The sequence below is a fragment of the Hydrogenophaga sp. genome, from assembly GCF_026125825.1.
Classification (GTDB): Bacteria; Pseudomonadota; Gammaproteobacteria; order Burkholderiales; family Burkholderiaceae_C; genus Hydrogenophaga.
Map to the genome: position 1 here is coordinate 1 of NZ_JAHCKK010000190.1, position 3198 is coordinate 3198.

General features: G+C 68.6%; 1 protein-coding gene. It reads right to left on the minus strand.

Features of this window, described 5'->3' with window-relative positions; all coding sequences use genetic code 11:
* Positions 1–525 precede the first annotated feature (525 nt).
* Positions 526–2676 carry an hAT family dimerization domain-containing protein gene (locus KIT86_RS24735; protein WP_297403345.1) on the minus strand — a complete coding sequence of 717 codons (2151 nt, stop codon included), beginning with the start codon at positions 2674–2676 and terminating at the stop codon, positions 526–528.
* Positions 2677–3198 lie beyond the last annotated feature (522 nt).

Sequence of the window (3198 nt, forward strand, 5' to 3'; positions counted from 1 at the left end):
CAGCACAACAATCCAAAAATGGGTTGACAGCTCCTAATACTGACATGTCCGGCCATGCAGACAGCTGACAGCTCCTTGATTGTACCCCCCTCGGCTCGCGGGACAGCTGACAGCATGGCACAGGGTGCTACGCGTGAGAACTGACAGCCGACAGCTCCTTGATTTCGGGGCCTGGGCACGTGGGACAGCCGACAGCTCCTTGATTTCGGGGTCTGGGCACGTGGGACAGCCGACAGCTCCTTGATTTCGGCCCCCGGGCACGTGGGACAGCTGACAGCACGGCACAGGGTGCTACGCGCGAGATCTGACAGCCGACAGCTCCTTGATTTCGGGCCCTGGGCACGTGGGACAGCAGACAGCTCCGGGCATGTGAGACAGCTGACAGCGCCAATGTGGACGTCATCACCGCGCTGTGCAAGCGCGTATCCACCGCATTCCACAAATTGTCTCGCAGCCCAATCAGCGCCATTCTGCTACGCTACCTCCCTTGCAGCGCCACATGCACTCGCGCGCGCGCGCGCGCCCTCAAGCGATGCACACGACCTCGTCTGCGCTACTGTCACTGGTCTCGCACTCGCCGCTCCGGCTGTGGCTCGCCTGCGTGTCCATCCAGAGCGGCGCGACCGTCCAGAACGGCGAGGCCTCGGCATTCGGCGCGGCCTCGACGTAGCCGTCCTCATCGACAGACACGGTGCCCTCGTCGAGCATGCCGTCCAGCTGCTCGCCCTCGTCGGCCTTGTCCTTCTCGTCGCGCAGGGCCTTGATGTAGTATGCGCGCGTGACGACGAGCTCATTGACGCGGTCAGGGCCAAGCCTGGTGCGCGCGGGGCCCACGACGACGCCCGCCAGCGAGAAGAGCCGCTCGGACGCGGCCGTCGTCGCCGGCGCGGCCAGGTAGCGCCGCGCGAACCCCGCAAGGGTCGGCAGCTCGGGCGCTGCTGCACGCCACCACGCCAGCGGGTCCACGTTCCGCATGTCGCCTGCCTCCGCGCCGACGGTGCGCTGAAGGTACTCATCGACGTCCGCGCTCAGGGCCAGCACGGGCTCCCTGTCGCTGCCATTGGCCATGCCGCCGCATCGTTCTATCCAGTTGGGAATGCGCCTGCGCGCGGGTTCGCGCGGCAGCTGCTGGCGCAGGCGGGTCAACACGCGGCCGATCATCGCGAGGCTCTCTGGCGTGTACGGCGCATCCCCAGCATCGCCATGCTCTGCTCGCACGACAATCTCCCCGACCGTGCGCGGATCCAGGAAGCGCGCCATGTGCACCGGCAACAGCGCCGTCTCTGGGGGTGGCTCCAGCACGTCCGCGAAGATGCGGCGCAGCTGGACGCAGACGCGGGCACGCAGCACGTTGGCGACGCACGCTGCACCATCTCCTCCGGCGGCGGGCGTCTGCGCGACCTGCAGCAGCTCTCCGATGGCACGCGGCACCAGCGAGAGCGTCACCGACCTGGCCTCGGTCAGGCGCTTCGTCCACGCGTCGAACGGCCGGAGGACGTCGAGCACGAGCGGCGCGGCGGCCAAGGTGGCGGCCGCCTGCAGGGCCAGCTCGTCGCGCTCGGCAGCCGTGGCCAGGCCGAGCATGGTGTGCGTCATCCGCTGCAGGCCGGGCGCAATCTCCACGAAGCGGCGCAGCGCGTCGTAGTGGCTGTTCCACCGCGTCCTGACGGGGTACACGGGCATGAGAACCTTCCGCCCGCACGCGCGCAGCTCGATCGCGAGCCACTCGCGCCTCTGCGGCGATCGGGCGAGCGCGGCGTAGTAGCGGCTCACGGGCTTCATGAACGCCTGGAAGTCGGCGTCGCCGGCCGCCAGTGACAGCGCCAGCTGAATCCCGTGCGATGCACAGCGGACCCGCTGGTGCAGCGAGCCGTTCGTCACGGCCAGGACGTTCCTGGCGCCGTCCGTGGCAATGCCCGCCAGATCGTCGAGCGCCAGCGGCCGTGGCCCGTCGCCAGCGTTGTTGACCGCGTCCAGGTTGGCCCGGAGCGCCTCGCGTAGCGCCTCGCCCGTGTGCGGGTGCGGCTGTGGGCGGCACGCGATGGTGAACGCCTGCAGCCGCCAGGTCTCATCGACGAAGTGCAGCGTCGTGGACATGTACGGCTGCACGCCGGCCGACGTCCACTCGTCCAGCGTCACCGAGCACTGGTTGCGCAGCTGCACCGCGTCGACAGCCTCACCCACGTGCAGCGGCTCCATGGCGCGCGCTACGCGCCTGGCAATGTCACTCACCGCCGCCTTGTGCATGCCGACGATGCGGGCCGCAACAGCGCGGCGGCCGGGCAGCGACACCACAGCCCCTCGGCTCACGGTGAGGGTGAAGTGGCGCAGCGCGGGCGACTCGCCGATGAGCAGCGGGAAGCCGCCGAGCACGACGAGCAGCGCCAGCTCGTCGGCCACATTCGGCATCGGGCTAACGCCGAGCACGTCAACGATGGAGCGCTCCAGCGACTCGGCGCCGCACTTCTCTCGGCGCCGCTTCGCCACGGGCGCCGCGCGGCGGTTGTCGCTCTCAATCTTCGCAACGTCCTCGAGTGAGAGGAAGCAGGGGTGGAAGCGGTAGAGATGGAACTTGAAGTTGTAGACCCCGCCGCCCGCGCCGAGCTTGATCGTCGTCGGCGTGTCGGAGCACAGGCGGCAGAGGCAGACGCGGTCGTCGTTGGGGTCGAGCTGCATGAGAGGGCCAAACCGCTGTCGCTCGGTCGATCCTGCGCTGTGCGACGGTGCCCATTCCCATCGCGAGTACCAATCAGGGAACGCAGGCTTCGCTGACGGACGGGCCTCGGCATGTGCAGCGGCGAGCATGGCGGCGGGGGACGGGGCACCTGCACGCGGCGCACGCTGCGGCGGTGTGGCCCGCGCGACTGCCGTTTCAAATGCAACGGTCGCCGTTTTTTGGCGCCCATTTTCCCCGCCAAGTGACAGCATTGGGCAACTTGTGCTGTCGGGACAGCTGACAGCGCAGCGAGGGCGTCCGCAGCGGGCAGGGGACAGCAACAGCAGGGCGCGCGATGGAGGACGACAGCAGGTGACATGGACAGCGCGACTTGCACATGCAGGGCAACAGCAGACGCCGTTGACAGCAGCGCAAGGCGGCGCCCGCGACAGCTGACAGCAGAAACAGATTGACCGCCCAGGTCGTCCAACAGCGACAGCGGGGATGGATGGCGCGGACGCAGTGACAGCACAGCAAACCCC